General features: G+C 69.1%; 15 protein-coding genes. 12 read left to right on the top strand and 3 right to left on the bottom strand.

The annotated features are described in order from the left end of the window. The first annotated feature begins 101 nt into the window (after positions 1–101). The 11 genes from ACFYYH_RS31700 to ACFYYH_RS31650 all read left to right on the top strand — a co-directional run bounded on the left by ACFYYH_RS31700 (position 102) and on the right by ACFYYH_RS31650 (position 10,172). Entirely contained in the window at positions 102–1,460 is a 1,359-nt protein-coding gene (locus tag ACFYYH_RS31700; protein WP_388558423.1) for an MraY family glycosyltransferase, read from the top strand. Positions 1,461–1,734: 274 nt separating this feature from the next. Continuing rightward, entirely contained in the window at positions 1,735–2,181 is a 447-nt protein-coding gene (locus ACFYYH_RS31695; protein WP_388558420.1) for a hypothetical protein, read from the top strand. Positions 2,182–2,394: 213 nt separating this feature from the next. After that, positions 2,395–3,231, top strand: a complete 837-nt coding sequence (atpB, locus tag ACFYYH_RS31690) for a F0F1 ATP synthase subunit A (RefSeq protein ID WP_388558563.1) — start codon at positions 2,395–2,397, stop codon at positions 3,229–3,231. A 77-nt stretch (positions 3,232–3,308) separates the two neighbouring features. Further along, positions 3,309–3,539: an ATP synthase F0 subunit C gene (gene atpE, locus ACFYYH_RS31685; protein ID WP_388558417.1), complete on the top strand. Its 231-nt coding sequence runs from the start codon at positions 3,309–3,311 to the stop codon at positions 3,537–3,539. Positions 3,540–3,589: 50 nt separating this feature from the next. Next, a complete protein-coding gene (locus tag ACFYYH_RS31680) occupies positions 3,590–4,135 on the top strand; it encodes a F0F1 ATP synthase subunit B (protein WP_388558560.1) in 546 nt (181 codons plus the stop codon). After that, positions 4,132–4,947, top strand: a complete 816-nt coding sequence (locus ACFYYH_RS31675) for a F0F1 ATP synthase subunit delta (protein ID WP_388558414.1) — start codon at positions 4,132–4,134, stop codon at positions 4,945–4,947. The genes ACFYYH_RS31680 and ACFYYH_RS31675 overlap by 4 nt, the downstream gene beginning before the upstream one ends. Positions 4,948–5,117: 170 nt before the next feature. Next, a complete protein-coding gene (gene atpA / locus ACFYYH_RS31670) occupies positions 5,118–6,713 on the top strand; it encodes a F0F1 ATP synthase subunit alpha (protein ID WP_388558411.1) in 1,596 nt (531 codons plus the stop codon). A 20-nt stretch (positions 6,714–6,733) separates the two neighbouring features. Further along, positions 6,734–7,651, top strand: a complete 918-nt coding sequence (locus tag ACFYYH_RS31665; RefSeq protein WP_388558408.1) for a F0F1 ATP synthase subunit gamma — start codon at positions 6,734–6,736, stop codon at positions 7,649–7,651. Next, positions 7,652–9,103 carry a F0F1 ATP synthase subunit beta gene (atpD, locus tag ACFYYH_RS31660; RefSeq protein WP_388558405.1) on the top strand — a complete coding sequence of 484 codons (1,452 nt, stop codon included), beginning with the start codon at positions 7,652–7,654 and terminating at the stop codon, positions 9,101–9,103. A 121-nt stretch (positions 9,104–9,224) separates the two neighbouring features. Continuing rightward, a complete protein-coding gene (locus ACFYYH_RS31655; protein WP_388558402.1) occupies positions 9,225–9,599 on the top strand; it encodes a F0F1 ATP synthase subunit epsilon in 375 nt (124 codons plus the stop codon). A gap of 126 nt (positions 9,600–9,725) precedes the next feature. Beyond that, positions 9,726–10,172, top strand: a complete 447-nt coding sequence (locus tag ACFYYH_RS31650; RefSeq protein ID WP_388558399.1) for a DUF2550 domain-containing protein — start codon at positions 9,726–9,728, stop codon at positions 10,170–10,172. A gap of 139 nt (positions 10,173–10,311) precedes the next feature. Here ACFYYH_RS31650 and ACFYYH_RS31645 read toward each other — a convergent pair whose 3' ends face one another. From ACFYYH_RS31645 to ACFYYH_RS31635, 3 genes are all read right to left on the bottom strand, one after another. Beyond that, a complete protein-coding gene (locus tag ACFYYH_RS31645; protein WP_388558396.1) occupies positions 10,312–12,171 on the bottom strand; it encodes a glycosyl hydrolase family 18 protein in 1,860 nt (619 codons plus the stop codon). 189 nt (positions 12,172–12,360) lie between these two features. Next, positions 12,361–13,011 carry a response regulator gene (locus ACFYYH_RS31640; protein ID WP_388558393.1) on the bottom strand — a complete coding sequence of 217 codons (651 nt, stop codon included), beginning with the start codon at positions 13,009–13,011 and terminating at the stop codon, positions 12,361–12,363. Beyond that, positions 13,008–14,417 carry a histidine kinase gene (locus ACFYYH_RS31635; RefSeq protein WP_388558558.1) on the bottom strand — a complete coding sequence of 470 codons (1,410 nt, stop codon included), beginning with the start codon at positions 14,415–14,417 and terminating at the stop codon, positions 13,008–13,010. Before ACFYYH_RS31635 ends, ACFYYH_RS31640 begins: the two co-directional genes overlap by 4 nt. A 319-nt stretch (positions 14,418–14,736) precedes the next feature. Between ACFYYH_RS31635 and ACFYYH_RS31630 the strand changes: the two genes are divergently transcribed. Beyond that, positions 14,737–15,321, top strand: a complete 585-nt coding sequence (locus ACFYYH_RS31630) for a hypothetical protein (protein WP_388558391.1) — start codon at positions 14,737–14,739, stop codon at positions 15,319–15,321. Positions 15,322–15,565 lie beyond the last annotated feature (244 nt).

The raw sequence follows: 15,565 nt of genomic DNA, 5'->3' as shown, positions 1-15,565 counted from the left end.
CCGCCCGTCCTGGCTCATATGGCGACTCGGTATCCGACAGTGGGTCCGGCGCGGGCTAGTGTGTGGGGCTGAGATGGCCAGCTATTCCTGTGGGGCAGCCCGTGCGTGATTATCTGCTGACGCTCTGTGTGACGGCTGCGGTGACCTATCTGCTGACCGGCCCGGTGCGGAAGTTCGCCATCGCGACCGGAGCGATGCCGGAGATCCGCGCCCGAGACGTGCACCGCGAACCGACGCCGAGGCTCGGCGGTATCGCCATGTTCTTCGGCCTGTGCGCCGGACTGCTCGTCGCGGACAACCTCCAGAACCTCAACGGGGTCTTCGAGCTGTCCAACGAGCCGCGCGCGCTGCTCTCCGGTGCCGCCCTGATCTGGCTGATCGGTGTCCTGGACGACAAGTTCGAGATCGACGCGCTGATCAAGCTCGGCGCCCAGATGATCGCCGCGGGTGTGATGGTCATGCAGGGTCTGACCATCCTGTGGATCCCGGTGCCGGGCGCCGGGATGGTCTCGCTGACCTCCTGGCAGGGCACGCTCCTCACCGTCGCGCTGGTCGTGATCACCATCAACGCCGTCAACTTCGTGGACGGTCTCGACGGCCTCGCGGCCGGCATGGTGTGCATCGCCGCCGCGGCCTTCTTCCTGTACACCTACCGTCTCTGGTACGGCTACGGCATCGAGGCGGCGGCCCCCGCCACACTCTTCTCGGCGATCCTGATGGGCATGTGCGTGGGTTTCCTGCCGCACAATATGCACCCCGCCCGGATCTTCATGGGCGACTCGGGATCGATGCTGATCGGTCTGGTGCTGGCCGCGGGCGCGATCTCGGTGACCGGCCAGGTCGACCTCGATGTGCTGAAGATCTTCGAGGGCTCCACCCGTGAGGCCACGCACGCCGCGCTGCCGGTCTTCATCCCGCTGCTGCTGCCCCTGACGATCATCGCGATCCCCTTCGCCGACCTGGTGCTGGCGATCGTGCGCCGTACCTGGAACGGCCAGTCACCGTTCGCCGCCGACCGGGGCCATCTCCACCACCGGCTGCTGGAGATCGGGCACTCGCACAGCAGGTCGGTGCTGATCATGTACTTCTGGTCGGCGCTGATCGCGTTCGGTGTGGTCGCCTACTCGGTGCACTCCGCGTCGATGTGGATCCTGCTGGTGATCGTCGCGCTGAGCGCGGTGGGCCTGGTGCTTCTGCTGCTGCCGCGCTTCACCCCGCGGGCCCCGCTCTGGGCGCAGTCGTTCGTACCGCCGCGCTACCGCCGTAAGCGGAGGGGCGGGCCGGCCGGCGGGGAGGCCGCGGATGACCTCGCTCCCGTGGCCGCGCTCGCGTCGCCCGTGCGGGAGACACCGCCCGCGCCCGAGGAGCGCACGCCTGTTCCCGCGGGCGTCAACGGGGCGACCGCGCTCGGCGCTCGTTCGCGTTTTCCCGATCGCCGGAAGGCCGGTTCGAGGAACTGACCCCGCTGTCATTCCCCTCACCGAGGGGCAATAGCAGACAACATGGCGTGGTGTCCTGCACACACGCGCGGGGTAACTCTCACGTGTGACAGTTAGCACACCACCATGGTAAAGACCTCATCAAATAGTTTGTGATACTGTTCACGAGACCCGGCGACAGAGCCGAAGGACCGTAGTGCGACGGTTCGTTGGCCCGAGAAACCTTCTCTCGGACCGGGCCTACGCTCGTCCATGACGACACCATCTGCCCCACCCAGTAAGCGGAGCTGCCGCCATGCCGTCCAACGACGCCCGGATTCTCCTGCACACCGCCGTCCCCACGGCGGCCGTCGGCGTGCTCGCCACGGTGACCGCCGGAGTGGTCGCGGGCGGCAAGGGGGCGCTGGGAGCCGCTGTCGGCGCGCTGGTGGTCGTGGTCTTCATGGGCATCGGGCTGGTGGTCCTCCAGCGAACGGCGAGGTCGCTTCCGCACTTGTTCCAGGCGATGGGCCTGATGCTCTACACCGCCCAGCTCCTGCTGCTCTTCATCTTCGTGGCCGCGTTCAAGAACACCACGCTGTTCGACCCGAAGGCCTTCGCCCTCACGCTCGTTGTGGCGACCCTCGTCTGGGTCGCCGCCCAGGCACGTGCCCATATGAAGGCCAAGATCCTCTACGTCGACCCCGCGGCCTCCTCCGAGAAGTCCGCCGACGCGTCCGAGAAGTCGGGATCGTCGGCGTGAGGAGTAGGGCCGGGATAAGTGTCCGTTCGAGATCCTGCTATCGTCCGGTGCCAACTGCGGCATTGCGGGCGCGGGCATCCGAGCTGACGCCTGTTCTCACGCGAGGCTCAACGCCCGACCGCCGTCTCCACATCCGTAACACCCCCAGTCCAGTGCCGAACCGCGGCTCCGCGCCGCGCCGACACAACGAGGTTGCCGTACCTATGCGCCATGCTGAAGGAGCCCGCGGTGAGTGCTGACCCGACGCAGGTGCTCGCCTTCGAGACCGACTGCCACATCTTCGACGGATGTGGTTTCCCGGCACCCGGCCTGCACTCGTTCCTGTTCGAGCCCCTCGTGGGCGGTGCGGACAGCAGCGTGTACTTCAACAAGACGATGCTGCTCGCGCTGCTGGGCTCCCTCATCATCGTGGGGTTCTTCTGGGCCGCGTTCCGCAAGCCGAAGGTTGTCCCGGGCAAGCTTCAGATAGTGGCCGAGGCCGGTTACGACTTCGTGCGCCGCAATGTCGTCTACGAGATCATCGGCAAGAAGGAGGGCGAGAAGTACGTACCGCTGATCGTCTCGCTCTTCTTCTTCGTCTGGATGATGAACCTCTGGTCGATCGTCCCGGTCGCGCAGTTCCCGGTGACGGCGATCATCTCCTACCCGGCGGGGCTCGCGGCGATCGTCTACGTCGTGTGGGTGTCGCTCACCTTCAAGCGCCACGGCTTCGTCGGCGCCTTCAAGAACTTCAGCGGCTACGACAAGTCGCTCGGCGCGGTCCTGCCGCTCTCGATGACCATCGAGCTGTTCTCGAACCTGCTGGTCCGCCCCTTCACCCACGCGGTGCGACTCTTCGCGAACATGTTCGCGGGCCACACGCTGCTGCTGCTCTTCACGATCGCGAGCTGGTACCTGCTGAACGGTATCGGCATTGCCTACGCCGGTGTGTCGTTCGTGATGGTCATCGTCATGACCGTCTTCGAGCTGTTCATCCAGGCCCTTCAGGCGTATGTCTTCGTGCTTCTGACGTGCAGCTTCATCCAGGGCGCGCTCGCCGAGCACCACTGATCGCCCTCCCGTCCCAGACCCCACAGTCGTCCGGTGGCCAACCCCCACCGGTCCGTGAAAGAGAAGGAAGAACTGGCATGTCCCAGACTCTTGCCGCCGTCACCGGTTCGCTCGGCTCCATCGGCTACGGCCTGGCCGCCATTGGTCCCGGCGTCGGCGTCGGCATCATCTTCGGTAACGGCACCCAGGCCCTCGCCCGTCAGCCCGAGGCGGCCGGCCTGATCCGTACGAACCAGATCCTTGGTTTCGCGTTCTGTGAGGCGCTCGCCCTCATCGGTCTGGTCATGCCGTTCGTCTACGGCCCGTGATCTCTGATTCACGACCAGCCCACTAGACGAAAGGCACTGATGTGAGCGCAATGCTCAATGTCGCGGCTGCGGAGATGGAAAACCCGCTGGTTCCGCCGATTCCCGAGCTTGTCATCGGCCTGATCGCCTTCGTCATCGTCTTCGGCTTCCTCGCCAAGAAGCTCCTCCCGAACATCAACAAGGTTCTGGAAGAGCGCCGAGAGGCCATCGAGGGCGGTATCGAGAAGGCGGAGGAGGCCAAGACCGAGGCTCAGAGCGTGCTGGAGCAGTACAAGGCCCAGCTCGCCGAAGCCCGCCACGAGGCCGCTCGTCTCCGCCAGGAGGCGACCGAGCAGGGCGCCGTCATCATCCAGGAGATGAAGGCGGAGGGACAGCGGCAGCGTGAGGAGATCATCGCCGCCGGTCACGCCCAGATCGAGGCCGACCGCAAGGCCGCGGCCAGTGCGCTGCGTCAGGACGTGGGCAAGCTCGCCACGGAACTGGCCGGCAAGCTCGTCGGTGAGTCCCTGGAGGACCACGCCCGGCAGAGCCGCACCATCGACCGCTTCCTCGACGAGCTCGAGGACGGCGCCGAGAAGGCCGAGGCCAGGCGATGAACGGAGCGAGCCGCGAGGCACTGGCCGCCGCACGTGAGCGCCTCGACGCGCTGACCGACAGCACGTCGGTCGACGCCGCGAAGCTCGCCGAGGAGCTGGCCGCCGTTACCGCGCTGCTCGACCGCGAGGTGTCGTTGCGCCGGGTCCTGACCGACCCGGCGCAGCCCGGCGAGGCCAAGGCCGAGCTGGCCGGACGCCTGCTGGGCGGCCGGGTGGGCGGCCCGACCGCCGATCTGGTCGCCGGTATGGTCCGCTCCCGCTGGTCGCAGCCGCGTGACCTGGTCGACTCCGTCGAGGAGCTGTCGTCCCTCGCCGAGCTGACCGCCGCGCAGCGGACCGGGACGCTCGACGACGTGGAGGACGAGCTGTTCCGGTTCGGCCGGATCATCGAGTCCAGCACCGGGCTGCGCGCCGCGCTGACCGACCGCTCGGCCACGGTCGCCGCCAAGACCGCCCTGCTGCACAGCCTGCTCGGCGGCCGGGCCAACCCGACCACCGAACGCCTGGTCGCGCGTCTTGTGACGCAGCCCCGGGGACGTAGCCTGGAAGCGGGTCTCCAGACCCTGTCCCGGCTCGCCGCGGCGCGCCGGGACCGGATGGTCGCCGTCGTCACCTCGGCGGTACCGCTCACCGAGGGACAGAAGCGGCGCCTCGGCGCGGCACTGGCGAAGCTGTACGGCCACCCGATGCATCTGAACCTGGACGTGGACCCCGAGGTCCTCGGCGGGGTCTCGGTGCGGGTCGGCGACGAGCTGATCAGCGGCACGGTCGCGGGCCGTCTCGAAGAGGCGGAACGGCGGCTCGCCGGCTGACCGCGGGCAGCGGCCGGACGGCGGACGCCGGCCAACAGAACAGAGCAACACCAGCGGCCCGGTTGGGCCGTGCAGAGATTGCAGAAGATTCCTGGGGGTCGCCCCCAGACCCCGATGCACGCAGACCCCCAAAGAAACTTCGGGCCCAACAAGGAGAGCAGGGAACCCAGATGGCGGAGCTCACGATCCGGCCGGAGGAGATCCGGGACGCGCTGGAGAACTTTGTCCAGTCGTACAAGCCGGACGCGGCCTCGCGCGAGGAGGTCGGTACGGTCAGCGTTGCCGGCGACGGCATCGCGAAGGTCGAGGGGCTTCCCTCGGCCATGGCGAACGAGCTGCTGAAGTTCGAGGACGGCACCCTCGGTCTCGCCCTCAACCTCGAGGAGCGCGAGATCGGTTCGATCGTCCTCGGTGAGTTCAGCGGTATCGAGGAGGGACAGTCGGTCACCCGTACCGGCGAGGTCCTCTCCGTCGCTGTCGGCGAGGGCTACCTGGGTCGCGTCGTCGACCCGCTCGGCAACCCGATCGACGGCCTCGGCGAGATCGAGACCGAAGGCCGCCGCGCCCTGGAGCTCCAGGCTCCGGGCGTCATGGTCCGCAAGTCCGTCCACGAGCCGATGCAGACCGGCTACAAGGCTGTCGACGCCATGGTGCCGATCGGCCGCGGCCAGCGTCAGCTCATCATCGGCGACCGCCAGACCGGCAAGACCGCGCTGGCCGTCGACACGATCATCAACCAGCGGGACAACTGGCGCTCGGGCGACACGAACAAGCAGGTCCGCTGCATCTACGTCGCCATCGGCCAGAAGGGCTCCACCATCGCGTCCGTACGCGGTGCGCTGGAGGAGGCGGGCGCGCTCGAGTACACGACGATCGTCGCCGCCCCCGCGTCCGACCCGGCCGGCTTCAAGTACCTGGCCCCCTACACGGGCTCGGCCATCGGCCAGCACTGGATGTACCAGGGCAAGCACGTCCTGATCATCTTCGACGACCTCTCGAAGCAGGCCGACGCCTACCGCGCCGTGTCCCTGCTGCTGCGCCGTCCGCCGGGCCGTGAGGCCTACCCGGGCGACGTCTTCTACCTGCACTCGCGTCTGCTGGAGCGCTGCGCCAAGCTCTCCGACGACATGGGCGCCGGTTCGATGACGGGTCTGCCGATCGTCGAGACGAAGGCCAACGACGTGTCGGCGTTCATCCCGACCAACGTCATCTCCATCACCGACGGACAGTGCTTCCTGGAGTCCGACCTGTTCAACGCCGGCCAGCGGCCCGCGCTGAACGTCGGTATCTCGGTCTCCCGTGTCGGTGGCTCCGCCCAGCACAAGGCCATGCGGCAGGTTTCCGGCCGACTGCGTGTGGACCTCGCCCAGTACCGCGAGCTGGAGGCGTTCGCCTCCTTCGGCTCCGACCTGGACGCGGCCTCCAAGGCGTCGCTGGAGCGCGGCAAGCGCATGGTCGAGCTGCTGAAGCAGCCGCAGTACTCCCCGTACCCGATCGAGGAGCAGGTCGTCTCCGTCTGGGCCGGCACCACCGGCAAGATGGACGACGTACCGGTCGGCGACATCCGCCGCTTCGAGACGGAGCTGCTGGAGTACCTGCGCCGTGAGCGCAAGGAGCTGCTGACCAGCATCGCCGAGGGCGGCAAGATGTCCGACGACACCCTGCAGTCCGTCGCGGACGCCATCACGGCCTTCAAGCGGCAGTTCGAGACCTCGGACGGCAAGCTCCTGGGCGACGACGCACCGGCCACCAACGTCTCCAAGTGACGACGGAAGGGACCTGACTCATGGGAGCCCAGCTCCGGGTCTACAAGCGTCGCATCCGATCCGTCACCGCGACCAAGAAGATCACCAAGGCGATGGAGATGATCGCCGCCTCGCGCATCGTCAAGGCGCAGCGCCAGGTGGCGGCCTCCACGCCGTACGCGACCGAGCTGACCCGCGCGGTCACCGCGGTGGCGACGGGATCGACGACCAAGCACCCGCTGACCACCGAGGCGGAGACGCCCGTCCGCGCCGCGGTCCTGCTCATCACGAGCGACCGCGGTCTGGCCGGCGGCTACTCCTCGAACGCCATCAAGGCGGCGGACCAGCTCACCGAGCGGCTCCGTGGCGAGGGCAAGGAGGTCGACTCGTACATCGTCGGCCGCAAGGGTGTCTCCTACTACGGCTTCCGTGAGCGCAAGGTCGCGGAGTCGTGGACCGGCTTCACCGACAACCCGACGTACGCGGATGCCAAGAGGGTCGCGGCGCCGCTGATCGAGGCCGTCCGGCAGGACACGGCCGAGGGCGGCGTGGACGAGCTCCACATCGTCTTCACCGAGTTCGTCTCGATGCTGACGCAGACGCCGGTCCAGCGCCGGCTGCTGCCGCTGAGCCTCGACGAGGCGGCCGAGGAGTCGGGCACGAAGGGCGAGATCCTTCCGCTCTTCGACTTCGAGCCGTCGCCGGAGGACGTCCTCGACGCCCTGCTGCCGCGGTACGTCGAGAGCCGTATCTACAACGCGCTGTTGCAGGCCGCCGCCTCCAAGCACGCCGCCACGCGGCGCGCGATGAAGTCGGCGACCGACAACGCCGGGGACCTCATCAAGAGCCTCTCCCGGCTTGCCAACGCGGCCCGCCAGGCCGAAATCACCCAGGAAATCAGCGAGATCGTCGGAGGCGCCAGCGCTCTGGCCGACGCGACCGCGGGGAGTGACAAGTAAATGACGACGACTACCGAGAATGCTGTGACGGCCGCGGCCACGGGCCGCGTCGCCCGGGTCATCGGCCCGGTCGTCGACGTGGAGTTCCCCGTCGACGCGATGCCGGACATCTACAACGCCCTCCATGTCGAGGTCGCAGACCCGGCCGAGGACGGCAAGAAGAAGACGCTGACCCTCGAAGTCGCCCAGCACCTGGGTGACGGCCTGGTCCGCGCGATCTCGATGCAGCCCACCGACGGTCTGGTCCGCCAGGCGACGGTGGTCAACACGGGCAACGGCATCACCGTTCCGGTCGGCGATGTGACCAAGGGCAAGGTGTTCAACACCCTCGGTCAGATCCTGAACGAGCCGGAGGCCGAGTCCCAGATCACGGAGCGCTGGCCGATCCACCGCAAGGCCCCGGCCTTCGACCAGCTCGAGTCCAAGACCGAGATGTTCGAGACCGGCCTGAAGGTCGTCGACCTGCTGACCCCGTACGTCAAGGGCGGCAAGATCGGTCTGTTCGGTGGTGCGGGCGTCGGCAAGACCGTCCTCATCCAGGAAATGATCATGCGTGTGGCCAATCTGCACGATGGTGTTTCCGTGTTCGCCGGTGTCGGTGAGCGCACCCGTGAGGGCAACGACCTGATCGACGAGATGGCCGAGTCGGGCGTGCTGGACAAGACCGCGCTGGTCTTCGGCCAGATGGACGAGCCGCCGGGCACCCGTCTGCGGGTGGCGCTCTCCGCGCTGACCATGGCGGAGTACTTCCGCGATGTGCAGAAGCAGGACGTGCTGCTCTTCATCGACAACATCTTCCGTTTCACCCAGGCCGGTTCCGAGGTCTCCACGCTGCTCGGGCGCATGCCGTCCGCGGTGGGGTACCAGCCGACCCTGGCGGACGAGATGGGTGTGCTCCAGGAGCGCATCACGTCGACCCGCGGTCACTCGATCACCTCGATGCAGGCGATCTACGTGCCCGCGGACGACCTGACCGACCCGGCCCCGGCCACGACCTTCGCGCACCTCGACGCGACGACCGTGCTGTCGCGTCCGATCTCGGAGAAGGGCATCTACCCGGCGGTCGACCCGCTGGACTCGACGTCCCGCATCCTGGACCCGCGCTACATCTCGCAGGAGCACTACGACGCGGCCAGCCGCGTCAAGGGAATCCTTCAGAAGTACAAGGACCTCCAGGACATCATCGCGATCCTCGGTATCGACGAGCTGGGCGAGGAGGACAAGCTCGTTGTCCACCGTGCCCGTCGTGTCGAGCGCTTCCTGTCGCAGAACACCCACGCCGCCAAGCAGTTCACCGGTGTGGACGGTTCCGACGTGCCGCTCGACGAGTCGATCACCGCGTTCAACGCGATCTGCGACGGGGACTACGACCACTTCCCCGAGCAGGCGTTCTTCATGTGCGGTGGCATCGAGGACCTCAAGGCCAACGCCAAGGAGCTGGGCGTCTCCTGAGCCCTCGGCTCATGGAGGGGGGCGGGTTCGTCCCGCCCCCCTCCGACGCTCTCGTCGACACCCCATAGAATCAAGCCCAACACCCGGCCGAACAGCCGGGTGGTGACCCGAGGAGCCACCTTTGGCTGCTGAGCTGCATGTCGAGCTGGTCGCCGCTGACCGCAGTGTCTGGTCCGGCGAGGCCACCCTGGTCGTCGCGCGCACCGCGTCCGGCGACATCGGCGTCATGCCCGGTCACCAGCCGCTGCTCGGTGTGCTGGAGTCGGGCCCGGTGACCATCCGTACGAGTGACGGTGGAACGGTGGTGGCCGCGGTGCACGGCGGCTTCCTCTCGTTCGCCGACAACAAGCTCTCGCTGCTGGCGGAGATCGCCGAGCTGGCGGACGAGATCGACACCCAGCGCGCGGAGCTGGCGCTGGAGCGCGCGAAGTCGGAGGACGACGCCGGTGCCGAACGGCGCGCCGATGTCCGGCTGCGTGCGGTGGCGGTGCGCTGAGCGCTGTCACAACGGTTCTACCCTCAGCCGCGGCCCTGGCTGGACTTCTCCAGACCGGGTCGCGGCTGAGGCGATGCGGGTGCGGTTTCTGTTCCGGTACTGGATGAGGCGAGGAGGTCGGTGTTGATGGTCCTCGCTCTGCTCGTATGCGGACTGGTCGTCGTACTGGTTGCGGCGGGGCTCTTCGTCTTCGGCCTGCGCCGGCGGCTGATCCAGCGATCCGGCGGGACGTTCGACTGCAGTCTGCGCTGGAACGTGCCGGAGGAACCCGACCCCTCCGGCAAGGGCTGGGTGTACGGCGTCGCCCGCTACAACGGCGACCGGATCAACTGGTACCGGGTCTTCTCGTACGCCCCCCGCCCGCGCCGTACCCTGGAGCGCTCCGCGATCGAGGTGCTGGCCCGCCGGGCGCCCGAGGGCGAGGAGGAGCTGGCACTGCTCTCCGACGCGGTCATTCTCGGCTGTACGCACCGCGGGGTCCGGCTGGAACTCGCCATGAGCGACGACGCCCTGACGGGCTTTCTCGCCTGGCTGGAGGCGGCTCCGCCCGGACAGCGCGTGAACGTGGCCTGAGCCCGCCCCCGTACACGACAGGACTCGTCGTACGCGACAGGTCTCGTACGGAACGGCGCTCGTGCGGAACACGGTGAAGGGGGCGGCGCTCGGGCGCCGCCCCCTTCAGTCATGCCTCAGTCGTGCTGTGTCCCGGGTGTTATCCGAGACCGTTCTTGATCGCGGTCACCAGCTCACCGTTGGCGGTGTCTCCCGTGAAGTCCCAGAAGAAGGCACCTCCCAGGTTCTGCTGGTTCGCCCAGGCCATCTTGGTGGCGATGGTGGCCGGGGTGTCGTAGCTCCACCAGTTGCTGCCGCACTTGGCGTAAGCGGTCCCGGCGACGGTGCCGGTGGCCGGGCAGGTGTTCTTGAGGACCTTGTAGTCCTCGATACCGGCCTCGTACGTGCCCGGAGCGGCGCCGGTCGCGGTGCCGCCGGGCGCCGCCTGGGTCACACCGGTCCAGCCGCGTCCGTAGAAGCCGATGCCGAGCAGCAGCTTGCCGGCCGGCACACCCTGCGCCTTGAACTTGGCGATCGCGTCGGCGGAGTTGAAGCCCGCCTGCGGGATGCCCGGGTACGAGGTGAGCGGGGAGTGCGGAGCCGTCGGACCCTGCGCGGCGAAGGCGCCGAAGAAGTCGTAGGTCATGACGTTGAACCAGTTCATGTACTGGGCCGCGCCCGCGTAGTCGACCGCGTCGATCTTGCCGCCGGCCGAGGCGTCCGCCGTGGTGGCCGCCGTGACCAGGTTGTTCGTGCCGAAGCGGGCCCGCATGGCCTGCATCATGTTCTTGAAGACGGCCGGGCCGCTGGTGTCGCAGGACAGACCACAGGCGTTCGGGTACTCCCAGTCCAGGTCGATGCCGTCGAAGACATCGGCCCAGCGGGGGTCCTCCACCAGGTCGTAGCAGGACTGCGCGAAGGCGGTCGGGTTCTGCATGGCCTGGCCGAAGCCGCCGGACCAGGTCCAGCCGCCGAAGGACCAGAGGACCTTGATGTGCGGGTACTTGGCCTTCAGCTTGCGGAGCTGGTTGAAGTTGCCGCGCAGCGGCTGGTCCCAGGTGTCGGCCACGCCGTCGACGCTCTGGTCGGCGGTGTACGCCTTGTCGGTCGCCGCGTAGGCGTCACCCATGACGCACTTGCCGCCGGTGACATTGCCGAACGAGTAGTTGATGTGCGTGATCTTGGCCGCGGAACCCGAGGTGTCGAGGTTCTTGACGTGGTAGTTGCGGTCGTAGACGCCCCACTCGGTGAAGTAGCCGAGCTTGACCTTGCCGCCGGGACCCGGGCCCGGGTCGGTGCCGCCGCCACCGGTGGTGCGGACCGCGCGGGCGCCGCTGACCGGGCCCGTCTGGTCGGCGCTGTCACGCGCCTGGACGGTGTACGAGTAGTCGGTGCCCGCGGTCAGACCGGTGTTGGTGTACGTCGTACCGGTGACCGTGGCGATCTTCGAACCGCCCCGCAGGACGTCGTAGTTCTTGATGCCCTTGTCGTCGGTGGCCGCGGTCCAGCTCAGCTTCACCGAGGTGTTGGTGATGTCGCTCGCGGTGGGGGTGCCGGGAGCCGAGGGCGGGTTGTCGCCCGGGACGCTCGGCCCGCCGTCGCACGAGGCGCCGTTGAGCTTACAGTTGGAGGGCGCTCCCGAGCCGCTGCCGTTGAAGCCGAAGCTGACGGAGGCGCCGGGGGCCAGGGTCCCGTTCCAGGACTTGTTCTTGGCGGTCCAGTGGTTGGCCGAACCGGTGATGTCGGCGTCCCAGCCGGAGGTGACGGCGGTGCCGGAGGGGAAGTCCCACTCCACCGTCCAGGAGCTGAGGCTGGTGGTGCCGGTGTTCTTCACCGTCCACTTGCCTTCGAAGCCCGTGCCCCAGTCGGAGGCCTTGGTGTACGTGGCGGTCGCCGAGGCGGCGGCCTCCGCAGGGGTGGCCAGTCCGACCAGCGCCGCGAGCGGCAGCAGCAGGGCGGTCAGGCCGGCGACGGCCTTGGATCTGAATCGCGTTCTGTGGAGGGCGGTCTGGATGTTCAAGCGTGCTCCTCAGGTGAGTACCGGACAAAGCGGGGGTGGGTCCGTGCACTGCTCACCCTGCGACGGCTCACCGCAGTGTGTGCGGTGAGAGTAGGAAGGTCTGGACCACTCGTCAATAGGTCCAGACCAAAGGCGCGGTGACACGGGGCACGAGAACGGCCGGCCCGCGGGCCGGCCGGGGCCCGGGGATCAGATACCCAACTCCTGGGCCAGAACAGCCGCCTGCACACGACTGCGCAGCTCAAGCTTGCCGAGCAGCCTGCTCACATGCGTCTTCACCGTAGCCTCCGCCATCGTCAGGCGTACGGCGATCTGCGCGTTCGACAGACCTTCACCGAGACACGAGAGCACCTCGCGCTCCCTGCGCGTCAGCGCGTTCAGCGGCTCGGGCCCGGCCGCGCCGGCCGGCCGGGCGGGCGTCCGCGCGGCGAACTCGGCGATCAGCCGCCGGGTCACGGCGGGGGCGATCAGACCCTCGCCCCGGGCCACCGTCCTCACCGCCGCGAGCAGTTCCCCGGCCTCGGCGTTCTTCAGCAGAAAACCGGCGGCCCCGGCGCGCAGCGCCCCGAAGACATACTCGTCCAGATCGAAGGTCGTCAGTACGAGGACGTCCGCGAGCCCCTCCGCGACCACTCTCCGGGTCGCCGACACACCGTCGAGCCGGGGCATCTGCACATCCATCAGCACCAGATCGGGGCGGAGTTCACGGGCCAGCGCGACCGCCTCCTCGCCGTCCGCGGCCTCCCCGGCGACCTCGATGTCCGGCGCGCTGCGCAGAATGAGCACCAGACCCGCGCGGACCGCCGACTGGTCCTCGGCGACCAGGACCCGGATCGTCATGCCGTACCGCTTCTCGTCATCCCGTACCCGCTCCCTTCCCCGACGGGCAGTTCGGCCCGTACCAGCCAGATCCTGCCGCCGCCACCGGTGGTGACGGGACCCGCTTCGAACACACCGTCCAGCAGCGCCACCCGCTCGCGCATCCCGACCAGACCGGCGCCGGAGCCCGGTGCGCGGGGCCCCGGCCGGACGCCGAACGGACTGCCGACCCGGATGGTCAACGCCCTTTCCGACCAGGCCAGTTCGACGGTGACGGTGCCGGGCGCCGCGTGCTTGAGCGCGTTGGTCAGCGACTCCTGGACGATGCGGTAGGCGGCCAGATCGACCGGGACGGGAAGGGCGGGGGCGTCGCCCCGGTGGTCGTACGGCTCGTGCGGCTCGTGCTCGCGGGGTCCGTACTCGTGCGGCTCGTGCTCGCGCGGTACGTGCTCGTGCGGCTCGTGCTCACGGGGTCCGTGCTCGCGGGCTCCGTGCTCGTGCGGCTGGTGTGCGTGCGGCCGGTGTGCGGAGGGCCGGCTCCGGCGCCGGTCGTCCAGGGCGAAGTCGAGACCGCTGGACGCGCCGTTCGTCCGGGCCTGCTCCAGCAGCGTGTCCAGCGCGCGCAAGGTCGGCGCGGCGGCCGGTGCGGTGCCGTCGCCTCCCGAGCCCCCGCCCGAACCGCCGTCCGAGCCCCCGCCTCCACCTTGGTCCCGGCCGCTGTCCCGGAGCAGCCCGATCAGTCTGCGCATCTCGGCCAGCCCCTCGACACTGTTCCGCCGGATGACGGAGAGCGCGTCCCGGGTCGTCCGCTCGTCGTCCAGCGAGAGCGCGGCGGTCGAGTGGATCGCGATCGCCGAGAGATGGTTGGCGACGACGTCGTGCAGCTCACGGGCCATCCGGGCGCGCTCGGCCAGCACCGCCTGACCGCGGTCGATCTCGGCCAGCAGCGCGGTCTGCTCGGCCCGCAGCCGGGCCGCCTCCGCGGCGTCGCGGTGGTTGCGCACCAGGGCGCCGGTGGCGGCGGGACCGAAGCTGATCATCCCGGTGAACAGGCCGACCAGCAGCGCGTCCGCCTGGGGGAGCCAGGTGAGGAGCCCGAGCGGCACCGCGACCGTGACCATCGCCGAGGTCCAGGGGATACGACGGGCCGCGGCGGGCGTCCCGTACAGCACCGCCGCGTACATCAGGTCCGTGAACATCACCAGCGTCGCCAGGCTGCCGCTCGTGAACTGGTCGGCGACCAGGGTGAGGGTGCCGGCGAACACGGTCGTCCGGGGCGCGGTCCTGCGCAGCGCCTCCAGCCCGGCCATGACGCCCACCGGCACGAGCACCCAGGCGCCGGTCAGCGGCCGTGGGTCCTGGATGGTGCGCAGCCCGACGGCCCACAGCGCCAGACCGCCGAGCAGCCCGGCGGCGGCGATCAGCAGATCGTGGCGGTGCGGGCGGCGGTGGCGGTGCGGGCGGCCGACGGGACGGCCGACGGGACGGGGGAGGGCGTCGCTGGGGAGGGCGTCACGGGAGAGGGCGTCACGCCGGGGGAGGCCGTCGCGGAACGGGCGCGGAAGCCGGAGGGGAACGCTCACCCTCCCATGAAACACGGCCCCCGGGCCCCGGACGTCCTCATCCCGGGGGAGCGCCGGATACATCGAAGGATGCAGGCCCGGTTCGTCACTGACGACGACGTACCCCGGCCGCGCGCACGGGAGGCTGAACAGGATCCGAGGCGAAGGCCGGAGGGAGAGGTCCGTGATCGTCACGCTGATCGTCGTCTGCGAGGCCGGCTTCTGGGTGCTGCTGGCCGCCGGGCTGGCCCTGCGCTATCTGGTGGGCATGCGGCGGCTGGGCGCGGCCGTCCTGCTCATGGAGCCGCTGCTGGAGATCGTCCTGCTCGTCGTCACCGCCGTCGACCTCAAGAACGGGGCCGAGCCCGACTGGAAGCACGGTCTCGCCGCGCTCTACCTCGGCTACACCGTCGCCTACGGCCACTACACGGTCATGTGGATCGACGGCCATGCCGCCCACCGCCTCGCCGGCGCCCCGCCCCCGGTCGGGCCCCCGCGCCACGGTATGGCCCGTGCCCGCCACGAGGGCCGGCTGTGGCTCCGTACGGTCCTGGCCGCCGCCGTCGCGATCACCCTGCTCCAACTCGCCGTCCTGTACGTGGGCGACGACAGCCGCACCGGATCGCTGACGGGGTGGCAGTTCACGGCGCTGCGGGTCGTGGGCATCCACGGCCTGATCGCCCTGACGTACGCGATCTGGCCCAGGAAGGCCCCGGCGGACCCTGGTTCGGCCGATGCGGGAAGCCCGCCGTCGATGACGAAGCGGTGAGGCCGCGGCCGGTCGGACTGCGAGCATGGCCGGTCGGACCGGCGGGGGTGACCGGTCGGACCGGCGGGGGTGACCGGTCGGACCGGCGGGGTGGCCGGTCGGACCGTGGGCGTGGCCGGTCGGCCGATGTGCCGGTCCGGGGCGCGCGTCTAGGACTTGTCCGGCCGATCATGTTCGGAGCCAGATGGTGAGGGCTGCCGCTGTTGCGGTGCCGAGGAAGATGTAGCCGCGCTTGTCGTATCGG

The organism is Streptomyces sp. NPDC002018 (genome assembly GCF_042890865.1).
GTDB lineage: Bacteria > Actinomycetota > Actinomycetes > Streptomycetales > Streptomycetaceae > Streptomyces.
The sequence above is the reverse complement of the archived record's forward strand: the minus strand, read 5'-3'. Positions and strand labels throughout refer to the sequence as shown.

Bases quoted from the DNA above. Each gene is read 5' to 3' on its own strand.
- ACFYYH_RS31650 (WP_388558399.1), top strand. From the start codon at position 9,726: ATGGTCCTCGCTCTGCTCGTATGCGGACTGGTCGTCGTACTGGTTGCG.
- atpD (WP_388558405.1), top strand. From the start codon at position 7,652: ATGACGACGACTACCGAGAATGCTGTGACGGCCGCGGCCACGGGCCGC.
- ACFYYH_RS31695 (WP_388558420.1), top strand. From the start codon at position 1,735: ATGCCGTCCAACGACGCCCGGATTCTCCTGCACACCGCCGTCCCCACG.
- ACFYYH_RS31680 (WP_388558560.1), top strand. From the start codon at position 3,590: ATGCTCAATGTCGCGGCTGCGGAGATGGAAAACCCGCTGGTTCCGCCG.
- ACFYYH_RS31640 (WP_388558393.1), bottom strand. From the start codon at position 13,011: ATGACGATCCGGGTCCTGGTCGCCGAGGACCAGTCGGCGGTCCGCGCG.
- atpA (WP_388558411.1), top strand. From the start codon at position 5,118: ATGGCGGAGCTCACGATCCGGCCGGAGGAGATCCGGGACGCGCTGGAG.
- atpE (WP_388558417.1), top strand. From the start codon at position 3,309: ATGTCCCAGACTCTTGCCGCCGTCACCGGTTCGCTCGGCTCCATCGGC.
- ACFYYH_RS31665 (WP_388558408.1), top strand. From the start codon at position 6,734: ATGGGAGCCCAGCTCCGGGTCTACAAGCGTCGCATCCGATCCGTCACC.
- ACFYYH_RS31675 (WP_388558414.1), top strand. From the start codon at position 4,132: ATGAACGGAGCGAGCCGCGAGGCACTGGCCGCCGCACGTGAGCGCCTC.